The 18,143-nt window shown below is 44.3% G+C and carries 13 protein-coding genes, 1 tRNA gene and 1 pseudogene; 9 read left to right on the top strand and 6 right to left on the bottom strand.

The features are described 5' to 3' along the window. Positions 1 to 31 precede the first annotated feature (31 nt). Positions 32 to 1,348, top strand: a complete 1,317-nt coding sequence (fadL, locus tag D3222_RS11765; protein ID WP_118986328.1) for a long-chain fatty acid transporter FadL — start codon at positions 32 to 34, stop codon at positions 1,346 to 1,348. Between the two features lie 75 nt (positions 1,349 to 1,423). On the opposite strand, the gene mlaA is transcribed toward fadL, so the two are convergent. Continuing rightward, positions 1,424 to 2,176, bottom strand: a complete 753-nt coding sequence (gene mlaA / locus D3222_RS11760) for a phospholipid-binding lipoprotein MlaA (protein WP_118986327.1) — start codon at positions 2,174 to 2,176, stop codon at positions 1,424 to 1,426. 189 nt (positions 2,177 to 2,365) lie between these two features. Between mlaA and D3222_RS11755 the strand changes: the two genes are divergently transcribed. From D3222_RS11755 to D3222_RS11740, 3 genes and pseudogenes are all read left to right on the top strand, one after another. After that, positions 2,366 to 2,440 (top strand) — tRNA-Arg (locus tag D3222_RS11755). A gap of 200 nt (positions 2,441 to 2,640) precedes the next feature. Next, positions 2,641 to 2,945: pseudogene (locus D3222_RS11750) on the top strand (transposase); the annotation flags it as partial. Between the two features lie 178 nt (positions 2,946 to 3,123). Then, positions 3,124 to 3,633: a DUF6622 family protein gene (locus D3222_RS11740; RefSeq protein WP_118986326.1), complete on the top strand. Its 510-nt coding sequence runs from the start codon at positions 3,124 to 3,126 to the stop codon at positions 3,631 to 3,633. Between the two features lie 720 nt (positions 3,634 to 4,353). Here the strand turns inward: D3222_RS11740 and serS are convergent. The 5 genes from serS to lrp all read right to left on the bottom strand — a co-directional run bounded on the left by serS (position 4,354) and on the right by lrp (position 11,951). Next, a complete protein-coding gene (gene serS / locus D3222_RS11735; RefSeq protein ID WP_118986325.1) occupies positions 4,354 to 5,643 on the bottom strand; it encodes a serine--tRNA ligase in 1,290 nt (429 codons plus the stop codon). 231 nt (positions 5,644 to 5,874) lie between these two features. Beyond that, positions 5,875 to 7,218, bottom strand: a complete 1,344-nt coding sequence (locus D3222_RS11730; RefSeq protein WP_118986324.1) for a replication-associated recombination protein A — start codon at positions 7,216 to 7,218, stop codon at positions 5,875 to 5,877. Positions 7,219 to 7,225: 7 nt separating this feature from the next. After that, on the bottom strand, positions 7,226 to 7,837 hold the full coding sequence (gene lolA / locus D3222_RS11725) for an outer membrane lipoprotein chaperone LolA (RefSeq protein ID WP_118986323.1): 612 nt from the start codon (positions 7,835 to 7,837) through the stop codon (positions 7,226 to 7,228). 90 nt (positions 7,838 to 7,927) lie between these two features. Beyond that, the gene (locus D3222_RS11720) at positions 7,928 to 11,326 is read right to left on the bottom strand and encodes a DNA translocase FtsK 4TM domain-containing protein (protein ID WP_118986322.1); all 3,399 of its coding nucleotides are present in this window, start codon (positions 11,324 to 11,326) and stop codon (positions 7,928 to 7,930) included. A gap of 130 nt (positions 11,327 to 11,456) precedes the next feature. After that, the gene (gene lrp / locus D3222_RS11715; protein WP_011145896.1) at positions 11,457 to 11,951 is read right to left on the bottom strand and encodes a leucine-responsive transcriptional regulator Lrp; all 495 of its coding nucleotides are present in this window, start codon (positions 11,949 to 11,951) and stop codon (positions 11,457 to 11,459) included. A gap of 498 nt (positions 11,952 to 12,449) precedes the next feature. On the opposite strand from lrp, the gene trxB reads away from it, so the two are divergent. The 5 genes from trxB (at position 12,450) to infA (ending at position 18,137) form a co-directional block, all read left to right on the top strand. Continuing rightward, positions 12,450 to 13,409, top strand: a complete 960-nt coding sequence (gene trxB / locus D3222_RS11710; RefSeq protein ID WP_118986321.1) for a thioredoxin-disulfide reductase — start codon at positions 12,450 to 12,452, stop codon at positions 13,407 to 13,409. A 133-nt stretch (positions 13,410 to 13,542) separates the two neighbouring features. Further along, complete coding sequence (gene cydD, locus D3222_RS11705; protein WP_118986320.1) at positions 13,543 to 15,312, top strand: heme ABC transporter permease/ATP-binding protein CydD; 1,770 nt, start codon at positions 13,543 to 13,545, stop codon at positions 15,310 to 15,312. A 2-nt stretch (positions 15,313 to 15,314) separates the two neighbouring features. Continuing rightward, a complete protein-coding gene (gene cydC, locus D3222_RS11700) occupies positions 15,315 to 17,063 on the top strand; it encodes a heme ABC transporter ATP-binding protein/permease CydC (RefSeq protein ID WP_118986319.1) in 1,749 nt (582 codons plus the stop codon). 6 nt (positions 17,064 to 17,069) lie between these two features. Then, entirely contained in the window at positions 17,070 to 17,762 is a 693-nt protein-coding gene (gene aat / locus D3222_RS11695; protein WP_118986318.1) for a leucyl/phenylalanyl-tRNA--protein transferase, read from the top strand. A 156-nt stretch (positions 17,763 to 17,918) separates the two neighbouring features. Then, positions 17,919 to 18,137, top strand: coding sequence for a translation initiation factor IF-1 (gene infA, locus D3222_RS11690; protein ID WP_002211347.1), 219 nt, complete (start codon positions 17,919 to 17,921; stop codon positions 18,135 to 18,137). Positions 18,138 to 18,143 lie beyond the last annotated feature (6 nt).

The following is an 18,143-nucleotide window of genomic DNA, read 5'->3' as shown; positions in this document are numbered from 1 at the left end:
TAGTTAAATAATAAACAAGAGGGTTTTGGTTATGAACCAGAAAAACCTGTTCACCCGTTCAGCATTAGCGGTTGCAGTGGCAATAATTTCATCGAATGCTGGCGCTGCTGGTTTCCAGTTAAATGAATTTTCTACTTCGGCTTTGGGCCGCGCTTTTTCCGGGGAAGGCGTTGTTGCTGATAACGCAACGGTAGGAAGTCGTAACCCAGCAGCAATGACGCTGTTTGATCGCCCATCATTTTCTATTGGTGCCGTCTATATCAATCCAGATGTTGATATCACAGGCAAATCCAAAGCGACGGGTAAAAGCACCAACGCTAAAAATATTGCGCCTACCGCGTGGATACCTAACATACATTTTATTATGCCAATTGATGATCAATGGTTTGTTGGTACTTCTGTCACCACCAACTTTGGTCTGGCTACCAATTTTAGCAACAACTACGAAGCTGGCCCTATCGGCGGTAAAACTGACCTGACAACGTTGAACTTCAACTTAAGCGGTGCTTATAAACTGAATGATCACTTCAGCTTTGGTTTAGGACTGAACGCTGTTTATGCGGATGCGGAAATCGTCCGTCATGCGGGTATTCTGGCGAGTCAAACCAGAGGTGTACTGAAACCAACCGATGAAGTTGCTAATCTGTCAGGCAAAGATTGGGGCTATGGTTGGAACGCAGGCATCATGTATGAAGTGGATGAAAATAACCGTTACAGCCTGACTTACCGTTCTAAAGTTAAAGTTAAGTTTAAAGACGGTGATTATAAAAATGACGTACCTGTTGCGCTAGGTCAAATGCTGGAAAAAGCGGGAGTGAATTTACCTGCTACTGGAGGCAAAACCATTGGCGGTAGATTGGATCTCAATTTGCCAGATATCTGGGAGATTTCCGGTTACAACCGCGTAGCACCTAAATGGGCTATCCACTATAGCCTGGCGTATACAGGCTGGAGTGAGTTTAATGAATTGAAAGGGACCAGAAATAAAGACGGCTCCGTCCTGTTTAGTAAACATGAAGGTTTCAAAGATGCCTACCGTATTGCTTTAGGTACAACTTATTATCATGACGACAACTGGACATTCCGTACGGGTGTCGCTTTCGATGATAGCCCGATTCCGGCTGAAAACCGTTCTATCTCTATTCCCGACCAAGACCGTTTCTGGTTGAGCGCAGGTGCAACTTACGCGTTTAACAAAGATATGTCTGTTGACGTAGGCGTTTCTTATATGCATGGCCAGAAAGTCACGGTCAAAGAGAAATTGGTCGAAAGTCTACCTTACACATATGAATTTGATGCGAAAGGTTCTGCTTGGTTATATGGTGTGAACTTCAACTACGCATTCTGATAATATGTAGCGCCTAAAAAAGGATAGCCTCACTGCTATCCTTTTTCATTCATAGAGTTAAACCAGAAGTAACTATCAATCAATACTGTCCAACTCATCCTGTAATGCTTCAGCATTTGGATTTTTCGTGGCTTCCAGTTTACCGTCACTCGCCATAAAATCATGGCTCTGGAAGTAAGCCTCGCGCATCATCAGATATGGATCTGATGAATTCTTCAACAAGCCATCAGAATCCAGTAAACGAGCACGGGTTTCAATCCCTTCAAATACCCACTTACCCGCTGACATCCAGATATTCAGATAACTTAGCATTGGGTAAGTCATATCCGCCCAGTTTCCCCCTTCATCACGTAAGGTGAAACTGCCATAGCCCGGCAATACGGCATAAGGACCATATCCCACATCATAATAGCCCAGAGTACTCCCAAAGCGTTTTGGCTCTTCTTTTGACAATTTGGGGTTTGCCATCGTTGCAACATCAATCAGCCCCCCCATACCCAAAATGGTATTCAGGAAAAAACGATTAAAATGTTTCATTCCCTGATATGGGTTACCACGCAAGAAACTGTTTACCATACTAGCTGGTTCTTCAAGATTACTCAGAAAATTACCCAAACCATTTCGAGCAGGCATCGGCACATAATCACGCCACGCTACCGCGACTGGACGTAAAACATAAGGGTCAAGAACATCGTAATTAAAGTTGAACATTGTACGGTTAAAGCCTTCCAATGGGTCTGAACGCCCCTGTTCAACAGTATCAGATGAATTAGCGCATCCCACTAGTAATGCGGCGGTAAGAGCGATTCCGCTCAAACGATACTTCATACATCTCTCCAAGTAATAACCTTCTAGATCCGGCAGATCAGTTTGTTGCACGACTCGCCGATGATCATCAATAATGTAAATATTACTGACAATCTAACTTGAATGGTACTCAATTTAAGTGATCATTAAATAGGCGAACAGTTTATAACACCTTATCTTAGGAAGGAAAAACCGTTATAATGAAGCTATGTCCCCTTAGTTAAATGGATATAACAAGCCCCTCCTAAGGGCTAATTGCTGGTTCGATTCCAGCAGGGGACGCCAGAATCCTGTCTACGAATGTACACCAAAATCTACTTTTCCCTTTAATTTCAAAGAAGTTAACGCACTTAATGGTCTATTGCAGGCTACCGAATTACACCTACATCCACATTGCTTTGTTGGTACAACTGTTGATATGGTAAGTTCGATAATGCAGATATATCGACTGGAAGGGCTCAAAAGCTAGGTTACCTTCGCTCTCGCTGGAGGCCCACTATCCCCATGCAGAAACTGTCACTTTAATCTTAGATAATACTGCATTCATAAAAGTAACAAGGTCAAGTATTGGCTGGCTCAATATCCCAGGTTCACCCTTTTGTTTTTACCTGTTTATTCTCCCTGGCTGAATAAAATAGAACGGCTATGGCAATCGCTTCATGAAACAGTGACTCAGGATCACTGTTGTCAATTTATGTAGCAGTTACTCAATCATGTCGATACCTTTTTGCGATCGTTTTCATCGTACCAAAAACCAGGAATACAAAAAATGAGTGGAGCATTATTATGAAAAGTCATTTACATCAAAAACAGGCAATTACACAATTTAAATTACAGTCTCGGAGAAAGGGATAAATGAGAATATCAATGGCTTAATTAGGCAATACTTTCCAAAAGGAACAAACTTTAATAACATTTCTAACCGAGAGATAAATTTTTCATACGAAAAAACCTAGAGAGGTAACAACATGTCACAATACATTACTATTATAAAAGACACACCCATATGGGTCTGGATTCTGCTTGTGTTTCTTATCATGAGAGGCATTAAAGCTCTCTCAGATCGTGAAATGCGTATAGAGCGTATTTTCTTGCTGCCTACCATATTTTTAGTCTGGGGAGCACATAGTGTTTTCACGGAAACATACTTCTCAAATTTATCACTCATTATGATGGGAATAGGTCTAGTTTTCGGCATTACTATTGGTTGGATACTATGGAAATCACAGCCACGATTAAGAGAAAAACCTAACAGTACCTTAATTATTCGTCCAGGTACCCCTTTGATATTGATAGTGATTATGATTACTTTTATAAGTAAATTTATTATGACGGCTTTATTAAGTATTTCTCCAATGTTGCTATATTCATTACATTATAATTTGCTATTCGGCTTGATAAGTGGTCTTCTTGATGGTGTTTTTTGGGGAGGAACCTTGAATCTTTTTATTTCATGGTATAAGAATAAGAACACATAAACAAAATCAACATTACCTTCGCAATAGCTCATTTTCCAATCGAGCGGTAGTAAGAAAACGAACCCAATATTATTTTCACAAAAACGATTCTGAACACTCTGGTTACCAGAGAGATTACCATAATATTCACAGTGTGTTTGCCCATTATCAATCAGGAGATTCGGACTGTCTTTTAGCCTTTTTCCAACGATATTTGGGCCAATAGTAACTGAACAATATCATCATCAATGCCAATGGGGTATGTGGATATTACTCACCATTATCTACTTTATTATTATAATTTCTCTCCAATTTATTCATTTTCTTGGGCTATTTTGGGGAATCTTAGGTCCAGTATTTATCGGTGATGTTCTTGCCGTGTGTGAAACACAAAGAGTTAGTGGAGAATTCGAACCAAGGCTGTTATTCAGCTGATTTCAAAAAAACTTTGCGTCACTACTCGACGTTGGGGCTTTAGCATTTGGTATGATACTCCTCGGTGCTATCGCAATGTTTATTGTCGGTGGTAGTGCCATAATTCATATCCTATTAACTGCTCAACATGGTGAAATCTCAGCCGACATGCTCCAAAATAGTCTGTCGTCATTATTTCTTAGGTAGGTTCACATAATAAGTCAATAACAAAGGAATCAATAAAAAAACAATCACCACTTCCCTGGAGGTGGTTTAAGGATGACAAGTAAAAAGCGCCAAATTCGGCGCTTTTCATTAATACAATAATTAACCGATATATTCTAATCCACCCATATATGGACGCAATACTTCGGGTATTTCAATACGACCATCAGCTTGCTGATAGTTTTCCATAATTGCAACCAAGGTACGGCCAACCGCCAGACCAGAACCATTCAGGGTATGAAGCAATTGAGTTTTCTTATCTTCTTTACCACGGAAACGCGCTTGCATACGACGCGCTTGGAAATCCCACATATTAGAACAGGAAGAGATTTCACGATATGTGTTCTGAGCCGGTAACCACACTTCCAGATCATAAGTTTTACACGCGCTGAAACCCATATCCCCGGAACACAATAAGACTTTACGATATGGCAGATTCAGTAATTGCAATACTTTCTCTGCATGACCTGTCAATTCTTCAAGTGCATCCATTGATTCATCAGGATGAACAATCTGAACCAATTCAACCTTATCAAATTGGTGCATACGGATCAGGCCACGAGTATCACGACCATAAGAACCCGCTTCTGAACGGAAGCAAGGGGTATGAGCAGTCATTTTCAATGGCAGTTCATTTTCATCCAGAATGTCACCACGAACCAAATTGGTTATCGGAACTTCAGCAGTTGGGATCAGCGCGTAATGGCTTTCCGCCTCTTCTTCCAACGGCTTAGTATGGAAAAGATCTTCACCAAATTTCGGCAATTGACCCGTACCATATAAGGTTTCGTGGTTAACCAGATAGGGAACATAGGTTTCCAAATAGCCATGCTGCTCTGTGTGAAGGTTTAGCATAAATTGCGCCAAGGCCCGATGCAGACGAGCAATTTGCCCTTTCATCACCACAAAGCGTGAACCGGTTAGTTTAACTGCGGCGGCAAAATCCAAACCATTGGTCAGTTCACCTAATGAAACATGATCTTGAATTTCAAAATCATATTTACGTGGCTCACCCCAACGGCTCACTTCCAAATTATCGTTCTCATCTTTACCTACCGGTACAGAATCATCTGGAATGTTAGGGATACTTAAAGCCAAGTCACGGATTTCAGCCTGAAGTTTTTCCAGTTCAGCTTTCGCTGTATCCAACTTTTCACCTAACTGGTTCACTTCCTGACGTAGCGGATCAATATCTTCACCACGGGCTTTTGCCGCACCAATAGCTTTCGATCGGGAATTACGTTCTGCTTGCAGGGTTTCAGTTTCAACTTGTAAAACTTTACGGCGCTCTTCTTGTTTGCGCAGCGTATCCACGTCAAGGGTATAACCCCTGCGAGCCAGTTTTTCGGCGACTGCGTCTAGCTCATTACGCAGTATGTTTGGATCGAGCATGCTAGTCCTGTGCTTGTCGTTATTAAGTTATACCCGTTATCTTTCAAGTTGCCTCTTTGTTGGCTGCACTCACTCACCCCGGTCACATAGTTATCTATGCTCCCGGGGATTCGCTCCCTTGCCGTCGCGATGCACCTTGAAATCCATAGGGTATAGATGATATGAATAGGCCCACTCAAGTTGATGGGCCATAAGGTATTTTTACCCGCCAACCTTACCGCAACAACAACGTTAGCGATAGCGTTTTATCGGGCTATTTTGATCCTGTTCAGCAAGCCAGCCGAGTTTATCGCCTATTTTACCTTCTAACCCTCGGTTAGCCGGATGATAATAACGGGTTTCCCGCATTTCAGAGGGAAAATAAACTTCACCCGCAGCGTAGGCATTAGGTTCATCATGAGCATAACGATATTCCTCGCCAAGCCCCATCTTTTGCATCAATTTTGTCGGCGCATTGCGCAAATGCGCGGGAACATCATAATCAGGTTTTTCCTTCGCATCAGCCATTGCTGCTTTAAAAGCGGTATAAACAGCGTTACTTTTCGGTGCACAAGCAAGATAAACAATAGCCTGAGCAATCGCCCTTTCACCTTCTGCTGGCCCAACACGAGTAAAACAATCCCATGCGGCAATAGCCACCTGCATTCCCCTAGGATCGGCATTACCAACATCTTCGGAAGCAATCGCCAATAAACGGCGTGCAACATATAACGGATCACCTCCGGCGGTAATGATCCGAGCATACCAATAAAGCGCAGCGTCAGGGGCAGAACCACGAACGGATTTATGTAGTGCTGAAATCAAATCGTAATAACGATCGCCTTGATTATCAAAACGGGCACTCCGCTCTCCACTGACCTCTTTCAATAGCACTGGAGTCAAAACCCGCTGTCCCTGAGCATTAGTTTCTGCCATATCCGCCATCATTTCCAGCAAATTCAGTGAACGACGAGCATCACCAGCAACCAGTTCCGCAATCATATGACAGGTATTTTCGGGCAAAACGATATTCCGACCATGATAACCACGCTCTTTATCATTCATAGCCTGCTCAAGCACCTGCTCAATCTCTTCTATTGTCAATGATTTAAGCAGATAGACGCGAGCCCGTGAAAGTAATGCAGAATTCAGTTCAAAAGAGGGGTTTTCTGTTGTCGCGCCGATAAAGGTGATCGTGCCATCTTCAATGTGTGGCAGAAAAGCATCCTGTTGGCTTTTGTTAAAACGATGTACTTCATCAACAAACAGAATCGTTCTCCGCCCTGCATTCCGGTTCCGACGCGCTTTTTCAATCGATTCACGTATCTCTTTGATACCGGAAGTAACCGCAGATATCCGTTCAACATCAGCCTGGGCATAATGCCCAATAATTTCAGCTAATGTTGTTTTGCCAGTTCCCGGTGGCCCCCATAAAATCATGGAGTGCAGTTGTCCAGCCCGGATAGCCCTTGGAAGTGGTTTTCCCTCAGCAAGTAAATGCCGCTGGCCGATATATTGCTCTAATGTCATCGGCCGCATACGCGCGGCCAATGGCTGGAATTCATTTTGTGAAAAATCGAGTGACAGGTTGTTCACTTAAACCTCACTGGCGCTGATCATCCAGCGTAACGCCTTTCGGTAATGTAAAACTGAACTTTGCCGCATCCACATGGGTATTTTGCTGCCCCTTTAATTGATAAGCACTTTTTTGTCCATCCTGCTCAATAGCAGAAAATTTTTGGATAGTGCCATCTGTCGTGACGGTAATCGAGAAACGTTTCAGATTACCAGTGACATTATTCGGTGTCAGTTCAAAATCATTCCCTTGCTGGCCAATTTTATATTGAGACCAATCTTTAGCATCGTTACGAGTAATTAGCATAAATGGTGTGTTACCTGTGGCATCTTTCAGCCAATTAGCCGTTACCTGCTCAACAAACGGATTATAGAACCATAACGTTTTACCATCCGATACCAAAACGCTTTCATCAGGTGATGTCATATGCCAGTTAAATAGGTTTGGACGTTTAACCCACAATTGCCCTTCACCTTCCTGAATTGTTGCCCCATCATCACTAGTGACGGTTTGAGTAAAGCTGGCATGAAAACTATTTACTTTACCCAAACGTTCCTGCAAATTCTGGCTGGCATTTGCCCATGCCACATTGATATTCATGCCAGCCATTAAACAACCAATCAATATCAGCTTTTTCATGTAAGAGATACCTTTCTCAGCATTATTACTTCTTTCTCAACGTTATTACCTGAGTGATTTATTATCAGAGTTTTCAACGTTCACTATTCACTATGAGCGCTCATGTGGCGGTGGGGCTAATACTTCACGATTACCATTATGACCTGGAGCACTGACAATCTGCTGTGCCTCCATTTGTTCCACAATACGCGCCGCTCGGTTATAACCAATACGGAATTGACGCTGGACACCAGAAATCGAAACTCGTCGTTTTTCCGTCACGAATTCCACTGCCTGATCAAACAGGGCATCTAGTTCTTCATCGCTGTCAAGACCTGAACCACCTTCCGCATCATCACCACCACTGAGAATGCTGTCAACATACTCTGGACGACCACGGGCTTTCCAATCATTAACCACTTCATGAACTTCCTGATCCCGAACAAATGCACCGTGAACACGCACTGGAATCGAGGAGTTTGGCGCCAGATAAAGCATATCCCCCATGCCCAACAGGGATTCAGCACCGCCTTGATCAAGGATAGTACGCGAATCAATTTTACTGGAAACCGTAAAGGCAATACGAGTCGGAATATTCGCTTTAATCAGACCGGTAATAATATCGACCGATGGACGTTGAGTCGCCAGAACCAGATGGATACCAGCAGCACGCGCTTTCTGTGCTAATCGGGCAATCAGCTCTTCAACTTTTTTGCCAACGGTCATCATTAAGTCAGCAAATTCATCTACCATGACAATAATGTACGGCTCTTTTTTCAGCACCGGATGAGTAACATCCATGCTGTCGCCCGGCTTCCAAAATGGGTGAGGAATTGGGCGGCCCATCTCTTCCGCCTGTTTAACCTTTTCGTTATAACCCGCCAGATTACGCACCCCCAATGCAGACATCAGCTTATAACGTCGTTCCATTTCACCGACACACCAGCGCAGTGCATTAGCGGCATCTTTCATATCGGTAACAACTTCGGTTAACAGGTGCGGAATGCCTTCATAAACCGACAACTCCAACATTTTCGGATCAATCATAATAAAGCGGACATCCTCTGGTTTTGCTTTATAGAGGATACTGAGGATCATGGCGTTGACACCAACCGATTTACCCGAACCGGTTGTACCCGCCACCAGCAAGTGCGGCATTTTACCTAAATCAGCAACAACCGGCTGGCCGCCAATATCTTTACCCAGCACAATGGTCAGTGGAGATGGATTATCGCGGAATTTTTCACAATCCAATACTTCACGCAAATAGACCGTTTGACGTTTTTTATTCGGCAATTCCAAACCAACATAAGGTTTACCCGGGATCACTTCAACAATACGCACAGCGACCGCTGATAGAGAACGTGCTAAATCTCTTGATAAGTTGGAAATACGTGATGCTTTAACACCCGGAGCCAAATCCAGTTCAAACCGGGTAATCACCGGACCGGGTGAAAAACCCACGACATCAGCTTTAACTCGATAATCACTCAGACGCGCTTCAATCAAACGAGACGTTTGCTCAAGGGCAAACATATCAACGGGTTCCTCTTCTGCTAAAGGACTGGTTAGCAGATCAAGCGAAGGCATTGGTGTCGTTGGTTTTGGCAACGGTTGATCATTACGAATCAAAAACGGATGGAATAAGCTATCTTGCTGCGGTTGCTGCGGTTGCTGCGGTTGCTGCGGTTGCTGCGGTTGCTGCGGTTGCTGCGGTTGCTGCGGTTGCTGCGGTTGCTGCGGTTGCTGCGGTTGCTGCGGTTGCTGTACAACATTGTGTACAGGTGCTGGCGCAAAAGCAATTTCCATGGGCCGTTCTGATTGATTTTCCGGCGCTGATTGAACAGAAGGCATAAACAGCGGCTCTGCCGGCTCTTTTTCAACTAAATCTTCAACCGGTGAGAAGTTATTTAAAATCGATAAGCCTTCCAGAGCAGAGAACTCTTTTTTCTCCTGATGACCTTGCTCCTGATAACGCTTATGTTGCGGTTGTTCAACTGTCTGTTTAACAGTCTCTGTCACTGTTTGAGCCCACTCTTCCACCGAAGGCCGATTTTCCGGCTCAAATGGATTCTGTCTTATCTGAGGCTGGATTGGGGCCTGTTCTTCTGTATCCGTGGTAATACAATAACGCTCGCGCTGTTGTTCAAGAAACTGCTGACCCAGCAAAGCTTCTTGCTGTTTATCAGACTCAATATCACCATCCGATCCATCTACTTGCTGTTTGATCTCCTCTCCACGCTGTTGTTCTACAAGACGTTGTGAAGGAACTTTGATGCCATACAGTTCACGACGGGTTGGAATACGGACAGGATTAGGACGAGGCAGTTCTGGCCCGATTCCTTGTTTAACCTGAGAATTACCCGTTATAACCGTTGCAGCGGTTGCTGCTATAACATTTTTTTGCTCTGTATTTTTTGGCTCTGTTTCAGACATAAAAGTGAAAGTGTCACTACTGTTCTGGCTATTTTCGACGGGTTCAAATGTTGGCGTCGCTTGGCGATTAAATTCAGATATAGGTTCAAAATGGTACTCAGCAGGAATTTCAAACGTGTAACGAACAGGTTCGTCGTTATTATTCTTTTCACTCTCTTCCACTAATGATTGAGACCGTACAATATCATCAGATGCATTGACCAGAATTTCAGGTTTAGCATCAATATCAGCCATATTAATGGTAGGACTATCCGTTGGCTGTTCTTGTTCGGTTTCTGTTTTCACTGATTCTGGTTCATCCAGTTCAGCTTTTGCTAACTCTGCGGCAGAAGGTGCTGTAAATAGTACATCATCATGATCGATATCGGCCGCTGTGAATTCAGGTTCTGTTTTACCATCGGCGGGATCTTCCCGCTCAACAGTCGTTTCACCGTATGGCGTATATTCCTGTTCATTACGACTACGGTTGGTAATAAATCCTATTGCTCCCAGAATTACTGCTCCCGTTTTTTCAGCAATGGTTAACCATGACCAACCAGTAAATAGCGTCACCCCAATTGCCCAAATACACAGCAAGACCAAAGTTGCGCCTAATTCATTAAACCAAGGCAACATCGCATTACTAAACAGACTGCCAATAATACCGCCGGAAGCAAAGTAATGGAGATCGTCAACATTCAGTGCCGCTAATCCACATGAGGTCAGAACGATTGCTAATGCACCAATAACGCGCAAAGCCAGCGCAAAGAAATCGACATATTCTCTGTCATCATGTTGCCTAAAAGCAGTCCAACAACCCAATATCATCACCGGGGGAATGGCATAAGCTAGAATGCCAAACGCAGAAAACAGCGTATCGGCCAGCCATGCGCCAACACCACCACCCAAATTATGGACCGGCTCATGCCATGCAGTCTGAGACCAGCTGGGATCGGAAGGGTTAAAACTGACAAGTGCGACCATTAAATAAGCCGCTAGGATGACAATGACAAGCAACACAGCTTCTAACAGCCTGCGCCCACTATTCAGTCTCTTTAACTTAATATTTTTATCTTCTGTATATTCCTGGCTCAAGAAAGGCTCTCCAGGTTTCCTGTTGATTTAACGGAACAACGCCGAGATAGCTCAGCGTTGAAACTGTATGCATAAACAGGAGTGTACCTAAGTTTTTCCAGTTTTGCACCTGTACATTTTTGGTAAGATTTTAGCGAGTCTTAATGACCAAACGATTGCTCTGCTTAACTTCTTCCATCACAACATATGTGCGGGTGTCATTAACACCTGGCAAACGCAACAAAGTTTCGCCTAGCAACTTACGATAAGCTGACATGTCTGGTACGCGGGTTTTCAATAGATAGTCGAAATCACCGGAAACTAAGTGGCACTCCTGAATCTCTTCCAACTTTTGTACAGCAGCGTTGAATTGTTCAAAAACATCTGGGGCGCCACGGTTTAAGGTAATTTCAACAAATACCAGCAAAGATGCATCCAAATAGTGAGGATTCAGCAATGCTGTGTACCCAGTAATAAATCCTTGGCGTTCCAGACGACGAACACGCTCCAAGCACGGGGTTGGAGACAAACCTACCCGTTTAGACAGTTCTACGTTAGAAATTCGCCCATCTTTCTGTAGCTCATTTAGGATATTACGATCTATGCGATCAAGATCTTTTCCCGGACGTTTTTTATTATCTATCATCTTGTTGATCTCTCTTTATTTTCCTACACCCATAACATTTTCCCCTATCTCTCTGAGTTTGAGTTGGAAAAGATGTCTTAAAGTTAAAGCCTCGCTCTATCAGCGTAAAGCAACTCACAGGCCATTTTCTAATGCTACACTAGAGGGAATTATCCGCATGTCGATTTTTATAGAAACGAATTTAGCGAGGTGGATAATTATCTCTTACAGTGATGTTTTCGCAAATGCACAGCCGATTGTCAAAGTAAATGAGCAAAAATCAGAACAACCTGTGGAACAAATTTTCAGTTAATCGTTTCAATAGTCTACCATTAATTGAAAACGAGCAAATGAAATCCAAACAGCACTAAAAGAACACTTTTCTCAGGTTAAAATCATTGTTAGTTAATATCTATCGGTAAAATCGTTAGTAACATAAGTCTTTTAACTTTTTTTACCCTCCTATTTCTCCTACAATCGCTCGATATCCGATAAGTGATAAATGGAAATGAGGTATTCATGAGCACCGCCAAGCACCACAAACTCATTATTCTTGGCTCCGGTCCAGCAGGCTATACCGCTGCGGTTTACGCTGCCAGAGCAAATTTAAATCCGGTTCTCATTACCGGGGTTGAAAAAGGCGGTCAATTGACTACAACCACCGAGGTCGAAAACTGGCCTGGCGATCCTGAAGATCTGACCGGCCCAAGGCTAATGGAACGCATGCATCAACATGCTGAAAAATTCCAAACCGAAATTATTTCTGACCATATTCAAAAAGTTGATCTGCAAAACCGGCCTTTACGCCTTTATGGTGATGAACAAGAATATACCTGTGACGCACTGATTATCGCAACAGGTGCTTCTGCCCGTTATTTAGGTTTACCTTCTGAAGAGGCATTCAAGGGTCGTGGCATTTCAGCCTGTGCAACCTGTGATGGTTTCTTTTATCGTAACCAGAAAGTCGCCGTTGTCGGCGGCGGTAATACTGCGGTAGAAGAGGCCTTATATCTGGCAAATATTGCAGCGGAAGTTCACCTAATTCATCGCCGTGATACTTTCCGTTCAGAGAAGATCTTGATCGGTCGCCTGATGGATAAAGTCAAAAATGGCAATATCATCCTGCACACCGATCGTATTCTGGATGAAGTACTCGGTGATGATATGGGCGTTACCGGTGTTCGCCTACGCGATACCAAAAGTGGCACTACAAAAGAATTGGCTGTTACCGGCACATTTATTGCCATAGGCCATACTCCCAATACCGCTATTTTTGCAGGTCAATTAGAACTGGATAATGGTTACATTAAAGTTCAATCCGGTCTACAGGGTAACGCCACTCAGACCTCCATTCCCGGTGTATTCGCCGCCGGTGACGTCATGGACCATACCTATCGCCAAGCAATTACGTCCGCCGGTACAGGTTGTATGGCAGCCCTTGACGCGGAACGTTTCCTGGATGGGCTAGCCGCTAAATAAATTCTTTTTCTTTCAAGGCGCTATTTCGGTAGCGCCTTTTAACATGTAACATATCAGCAGGATGCTGACACATAGGATATGCCAGCCTTTTGGTACACCATTACCCTCACCTGTTAAATTAGAATCTTTCCTTATGGACAAAACAAGACAGTATGAATTGGTTCGCTGGCTGAAACAGCAAAGTGCCCCGGCCCAACGCTGGCTCCGCCTGTCCATGTTATTTGGCTTAATCAGTGGATTGTTGATTATCACTCAAGCCTGGCTACTAGCCTCAATTCTGCAAGCTTTAATCATGGATAATCTTCCACGCGAGCACATCACGAATGAATTCTGGCTGCTAGCAGCTACCTTTGCGTTACGAGCTATCATCAGTGCTATTCGGGAACGTATCGGTTTTATCTGTGGCAAAGTCGTGCGTCAGAAAATCCGCGCCATGGTATTAGATAAGCTGGAACAACTTGGCCCAATGTGGGTTAAAGGCAAACCAGCCGGTAGCTGGGCAACCATTATTCTTGAGCAGATAGAAGATATGCAGGATTATTACTCCCGCTATCTGCCACAGATGTCTCTTGCCGTCATAATCCCTATTCTTATCCTGATCACCCTCTTCCCTGTTAACTGGGCCGCCGGACTCATTTTATTCGCTACTGCTCCCCTGATTCCTCTGTTTATGGCGCTGGTTGGTTTAGGCGCCGCAGATGCTAATCGGCGTAATTTTGTCGCACTAGGGCGGTTAAGCGGTAATTTTCTTGATAGGCTACGTGGGCTGGAAACGCTGCGCTTGTTTTATCGCGGCAAAGCAGAAGCACAACAAATCAGCGAATCCACCGAAAACTTCCGTTGCAGGACGATGGAAGTACTAAGATTAGCATTCCTCTCTTCCGCGGTGCTGGAATTCTTTGCCGCCATTTCTATTGCTGTTGTCGCTGTCTATTTCGGTTTCTCCTATCTGGGTGAGCTTAATTTTGGCAGTTACGGGATGGGCGTTACCCTGTTTGCCGGTTTTCTGGTGTTAACCCTCGCCCCAGAATTTTTCCAGCCATTGCGCGATCTGGGTGCTTATTATCACGCCAAAGCACAGGCAGTTGGCGCCGCCGAAGCATTAGTGACGTTATTGAGCAGTGATGGCGAACGTGCACCTGCCGGTGGTGATAAAACACTAAACCCCCAAGATCCGTTGACCATCATTGCTAATAATCTGGAAATTTTGGCCCACGATGGCAACCAGCTTGCTGGCCCGTTGAATTTTACTATAGAGAAAAATCAACGGGTGGCATTAGTTGGTCAAAGCGGAGCAGGTAAAAGTTCCCTCTTGAATTTACTGTTAGGGTTCCTGCCCTATCGTGGTTCAATGCAAATTAATGGCACCGAACTGCGTGAGTTGGATCAACAAAGATGGCGTAATCAACTGAGTTGGATTGGACAAAATCCACATCTGCCTGAGCAGACTTTGCTTGATAATATTCGTCTGAACCAACCTAATGCCAATCAACAACAAATCCATCAGGTTATGGAACAAGCATACGTCACCGAATTTATTCACGATTTACCCGATGGGCTGAATACGATCATCGGTGATAATGCAGCACGATTATCCGTTGGTCAGGCCCAACGTATCGCTGTTGCCCGTGCCCTATTGAAACCTTGCCGGTTATTATTACTGGATGAGCCTGCCGCCAGCCTGGATGCGCATAGCGAACAACAGGTGATGGAAACACTCAATCAGGTATCTCATCATCAGACAACCCTGTTAGTTACCCATCAATTGGAAGAAACGCTGAAATATGATCAGATTTGGGTCATGGAAAAGGGATTAATTATTGAACAGGGAGATTACCAGACGCTAAGCCAATCTCAAGGGGTATTCACCCGTCTGTTATCCCATCGAAGTGAGGAGCTGTAATTATGCGGGTATTGCTTCCTTTTCTGGCGCTCTATCGCCGTCATTGGTTTCTTATCAGTTTAGGCATGGTTCTAACCATTGTTACGCTACTCGCCAGCATAAGTTTACTGACCCTCTCTGGCTGGTTCCTTGCAGGCGCGGCACTAGCCGGTTTTTCTGGTTATACATTCAACTATATGCTACCGGCTGCCGGTGTCCGTGGCGCTGCCATTCTTCGAACTACCGGGCGCTATGCTGAACGGTTGGTTAGCCATGATGCCACTTTCCGGGTATTGGCACATTTACGGGTTTTTGCCTTTCAGAAAATTTTGCCACTTTCACCGGGAGGAATAGCGCGTTTTCGCCACGGTGAATTATTAAACCGGCTAGTTGCTGATGTTGAAACATTGGATCATCTCTATTTACGGGTGATTTCGCCGATATTATCAGCTCTTATCGTTATCATGGTCCTCACTTTCAGTCTTGGATTTCTGGATCTCACATTAGCCTATACCCTTGGCGGTATTATGCTGGCTCTGTTGATCCTGCTGCCATTGGTATTTTATAACACAGGTAAATCCGTTGGCCGCGATCTGACTATTCTGCGTGGTCAATACCGCACCCAACTCACAGCGGCATTGCAAGGGCAAGCCGAATTGATGGTATTCGGTGCTGCTGGCCGTTTCCGCAAGTCAATGGCTGATATCGAGTCACGTTGGTTAAGACGCCAGCAACAGCAAGCGAACCTAACCGGCTTGTCACAGGCAATCATGATTTTTGCCACCGGTATGACTGTCACATTGATCTTATGGCTGGCAGCTAACAGCGTGGGGGGAAACAGTCAGCCGGGGGCATTAATCGCACTGTTTGTCTTCTGTTCTCTTGCCGCGTTTGAAACCCTGGGCCCTGTCACTGTTGCATTCCAACATCTAGGACAAGTCATTACCTCTGCAACCCGTGTTGCTCAATTGATGCAACAAGAACCGGAAGTAATGTTTCCTACATCAGGGCCGGAAAGTTCAGCGCAAGCCAGTATTGATATCAAAAATATCAGTTTCACTTATCCTGATCAGTCAATGGCCGTCCTGAAAAATATTTCTCTCTGCTTGAAAGCTGGGGAACATATCGCGCTGTTAGGCAAAACCGGTTGTGGTAAATCTACCTTGCTACAATTACTGACCCGGGCCTGGGATACCGATTCAGGCTCAATCTGTCTGAATCAGTATCCTATTACTGCTTATGACGAATCAACTCTGCGCAGTATGATATCGGTTGTTTCACAACGTGTGCATGTGTTCAGTCATACTTTACGACAGAATTTATTACTGGCAAAACCAAATGCAACCGATAATGAACTAGAAACTGTGCTGAAACAGGTAGGTTTAAGCAATCTACTGGAAACCAATGAGGGACTAAACTGCTGGATGGGCGAAGGCGGTCGTCAATTGTCAGGCGGTGAACAGCGCCGCTTAGGAATTGCCAGAGCATTACTGCACTCGGCGCCACTGATGTTACTGGATGAACCTACTGAAGGGCTTGATGCGGATACTGAACAGCAAATTCTATCTCTACTGCGTCAACATTGTCAGCATAAGTCATTAATTATTGTCACCCACCGCCTGTACGGACTTGACCATATGGACCGTATTTACGTCATGGATGGCGGCACCATTATTGAACAAGGGCAGCATGATGAATTACTGGCTCAGCAAGGTCGCTATTATCAGTTTTATCAGCGGCAACATCAGATTTGTCTTGAACCGGGGCAATAACACACGATGCCAATAATTCAACTGGATGCTGATTCATATGATTTCCCTCACCCAAAAGAGGCATTAACGGAGCCTAATGGCCTACTGGCGGTAGGGGGGGATTTATCTGCTAATCGATTAAATGCAGCCTATCATCAAGGGATTTTTCCCTGGTTTTTACCCAGTGAAATGCCACTTTGGTGGTCCCCCGATCCACGTGCGGTAATCATTCCGAGTGAACTGCATATCGGCCGAACGCTCCGCCGGTTTCTGCGCAATCCCCCATACCATATTACGGTAAATCATGCTTTTGAACAGGTAGTTCATTTCTGCGCTCAACGGCAGGAAGGAACATGGATAGGCAAGGATATCCAACAAGGTTATAAAAAATTACATCAGACAGGACAAGCACATTCAGTAGAAGTCTGGCACAATGAGCGGATTGTTGGTGGTTTGTACGGTGTCAGCGTCGGCACACTCTTCTGCGGTGAGTCTATGTTCAGCAGAATGGAGAACGCATCCAAATGTGCGCTCATTGCCTTCTATCACCATTTTCTGCGACACGGTGGTGAACTACTGGACTGCCAAGTGCTTAACCATCACACAGCTTCACTGGGAGCAAAAGAGATTCCCAGGGAAGAATTTATTCAGTATCTTTATCAATTCAGAAATCGGTCATTAAAACCTGATTGCTGGTTACAACAAGTACTGGAATTATAATCAACATTTGACCGATTCATGTTGCTGATAACATAAATATCACTATGCACTATTTGCAAAATAGCGGGTTAAAATACAACATTCCTTTACATAATGAGGGTTTTTCGGCATTATCTTGCCCGTTAAAAACGATGGTTATTAAACTTAGAGGATTAGATGGCCAAAGAAGACAATATTGAAATGCAAGGTACTGTGCTAGACACACTACCAAACACTATGTTCCGCGTTGAATTAGAAAACGGGCACGTAGTCACTGCTCACATTTCAGGTAAAATGCGTAAAAACTATATTCGCATCCTGACAGGCGACAAGGTTACAGTTGAGCTGACCCCATATGACCTGAGCAAAGGCCGTATCGTCTTCCGTAGCCGCTGATTCATT

The sequence above is a fragment of the Photorhabdus sp. CRCIA-P01 genome, from assembly GCF_003545805.1.
Lineage (GTDB): Bacteria > Pseudomonadota > Gammaproteobacteria > Enterobacterales > Enterobacteriaceae > Photorhabdus > Photorhabdus antumapuensis.
Note: the sequence above shows the minus strand (reverse complement) of the source record. Positions and strands in the feature narration are given on the sequence as shown.

Coding starts and splice junctions, on each gene's coding strand:
- cydC (WP_118986319.1), top strand. CDS start 15,315: ATGCGGGTATTGCTTCCTTTTCTGGCGCTCTATCGCCGTCATTGGTTT.
- infA (WP_002211347.1), top strand. CDS start 17,919: ATGGCCAAAGAAGACAATATTGAAATGCAAGGTACTGTGCTAGACACA.
- lrp (WP_011145896.1), bottom strand. CDS start 11,951: ATGATAGATAATAAAAAACGTCCGGGAAAAGATCTTGATCGCATAGAT.
- lolA (WP_118986323.1), bottom strand. CDS start 7,837: ATGAAAAAGCTGATATTGATTGGTTGTTTAATGGCTGGCATGAATATC.
- trxB (WP_118986321.1), top strand. CDS start 12,450: ATGAGCACCGCCAAGCACCACAAACTCATTATTCTTGGCTCCGGTCCA.
- mlaA (WP_118986327.1), bottom strand. CDS start 2,176: ATGAAGTATCGTTTGAGCGGAATCGCTCTTACCGCCGCATTACTAGTG.
- cydD (WP_118986320.1), top strand. CDS start 13,543: ATGGACAAAACAAGACAGTATGAATTGGTTCGCTGGCTGAAACAGCAA.
- D3222_RS11740 (WP_118986326.1), top strand. CDS start 3,124: ATGTCACAATACATTACTATTATAAAAGACACACCCATATGGGTCTGG.
- fadL (WP_118986328.1), top strand. CDS start 32: ATGAACCAGAAAAACCTGTTCACCCGTTCAGCATTAGCGGTTGCAGTG.
- serS (WP_118986325.1), bottom strand. CDS start 5,643: ATGCTCGATCCAAACATACTGCGTAATGAGCTAGACGCAGTCGCCGAA.
- aat (WP_118986318.1), top strand. CDS start 17,070: ATGCCAATAATTCAACTGGATGCTGATTCATATGATTTCCCTCACCCA.